Genomic DNA, 1784 nt, shown 5'->3' on the forward strand with positions numbered 1-1784 from the left:
CGGTCGGGGCGCTGTGCAACCGCCCGCTGCTGCGCAGCACCGCGTGGGCGGTGCCGTCCACGGTGCTCGCCGCGTTCCTGGTGCTGTTCGCCGGGGCGTCGCCCGCGAGGGCCGTCGTGACCGGCCTGGTCACCGGTTCCCGTACGGGGGTCGTGAGCATTCCGTGGCTGTCGCTCGCCGCGGCGGGCGCCCTGACGGCCGGAGCGGTGGCGGTGGCCTGCACGTTCGCCTCCCGGCGCACGTGAGCTCCCGGCCCATGTGAACTGCGGGCCCATGGGGGACGATGGGGGACGATGGGGGGCATGAGCGACCACGACGACGAGGCGTTCGCGGACTGCGTGCAGTGCGCGAAGCCCACCGAGTACCCCGCCGACCGCCCCGGCATCACGCTGTGTCCCGTCTGCGAGTGGCAGGAGGCCCAGCGCACGGCGTGCTCCGGCTGACGGTCAGCCCCCGGCGACGAGGTCCGAGACCCGGACGAGCTCGTAGCCGCGGGCCCGCAGTTCCGGCACGATGCGCCGGATCGCCTCCTCGGTGGCGGGCGCCGCGCTGCGCGTGCAGTGCATCACCACGACGGAGCCGGGCTTCACCTGCGCCAGCACCCGGTCCGCGACGGGGCCGGCCTTCTTGGCGAAGGCGTCCCCGCTGACCACGTCCCACTGCACGGCGGTCACCTTCGCCGGCGCGATCTCGCGCAGGACCGCCTCGTTGTAACACCCCCCGGGGAAGCGGAAGTACGGCACGATGCGCTCCACCCCGGCCTTCCGGAAGGCGGCGAAGGCACGCTCCACGTCCTGGCGGGCGGTGCCGCGCGCGACGGCGGGCAGGCCGTAGCAGGGGGTGGAGAAGGCGTGGTGGCTGTAGGAGTGGTCGGCCACCTCGAAGAGCGGGTCGCTGCCGATGGACCTGGCCTGGTCGGGGTACTGCTCGGCCCACTTGCCGGTCATGAAGACGGTGGCGGGGGCCTTCAGCCGCCGCAGCGTGGTGATCAGCTGCGGGTTGTCGAACGGCTCCCCGCGCGCGGCGCGCTCGTCCTGATCGGCCGTCATATCGGCGTCGAAGGTGAGCGCGACGCGCTTGGGGCCGTCACGCCTGCCGTGGGAGAACACGGGGGTGGCGCCGCCGGGGTCCGGGGGGAGCGTGGGCGCGGCCGACGGCCGTGCGGAGGGCGACTGCGCGGAGGGCGACCGCGGCGCCGGGGCCGAAGTCCGCGGGGACGGCGGGTTCTTGGTGCGCTCGGCCGCGCCGGAGCTGCCTCCGCCGCACGCGGCGAGGGGCAGGCAGAGCAGTGCGGCGAGTGCGGGCGCGAAGGCGTGACGGGCCGGCCGGCGACGGGGGATGGGGATCACACCGGCACTGTATGCCGCACCGCAAGCCCGGTGCGGCGGGGCCCTCGCGCCCGCCGGCCGTCAGGCGATGACGACGTTGTGCGCCGGGGTGATGGCGGGCTGCAGGTCGGCGTGGCCGAGGTCGGCGAGGACGGGGCCGAGGGTCTTGGCCCAGGCCTCCAGGGCCTCGGCGGACTCCCAGACGTCGGTCACCCGCCAGCCCCCGCCCTCCAGGGGGCCGGCGACGTGGGCGATGAGCCCGGCGGCGGGGATGTCGGCGAGGCGGGTGAAGCCCTGCCCGTTGGTGACGCGGCCGATGACGGCTTCGTAGAGGTCCTGTCCTCCGTCGGGGACGTCGAAGGTGACGATGACGGCCATGGGTGCTCCTGGCGGTGGCGGTGGCGGAGAGCCCGGTGCCGGGCCCGAACACACCCTCCCCCGCCGGGCCGCCGCACG

Annotated in this window: 3 protein-coding genes and 1 pseudogene; 2 read left to right on the forward strand and 2 right to left on the reverse strand. The window is 75.4% G+C overall.

Annotation, left to right across the window (positions count from 1 at the left end; translation table 11 throughout):
- Both V7793_RS37175 and V7793_RS37180 read left to right on the forward strand, forming a co-directional pair.
- Positions 1-245 (forward strand): annotated as a pseudogene (locus V7793_RS37175) (ABC transporter); the annotation flags it as partial.
- A gap of 57 nt (positions 246-302) precedes the next feature.
- The gene (locus tag V7793_RS37180) at positions 303-443 is read left to right on the forward strand and encodes a hypothetical protein (protein ID WP_173864732.1); all 141 of its coding nucleotides are present in this window, start codon (positions 303-305) and stop codon (positions 441-443) included.
- A 3-nt stretch (positions 444-446) separates the two neighbouring features.
- On the opposite strand, the gene V7793_RS37185 is transcribed toward V7793_RS37180, so the two are convergent.
- Positions 447-1349, reverse strand: coding sequence for a polysaccharide deacetylase family protein (locus V7793_RS37185; protein ID WP_336014108.1), 903 nt, complete (start codon positions 1347-1349; stop codon positions 447-449).
- Between the two features lie 60 nt (positions 1350-1409).
- Entirely contained in the window at positions 1410-1706 is a 297-nt protein-coding gene (locus tag V7793_RS37190; protein ID WP_336014109.1) for an antibiotic biosynthesis monooxygenase family protein, read from the reverse strand.
- Between the last annotated feature and the right edge of the window lie 78 nt (positions 1707-1784).

This window comes from Streptomyces sp. KLMMK (genome assembly GCF_036961605.1).
GTDB lineage: Bacteria > Actinomycetota > Actinomycetes > Streptomycetales > Streptomycetaceae > Streptomyces > Streptomyces telluris.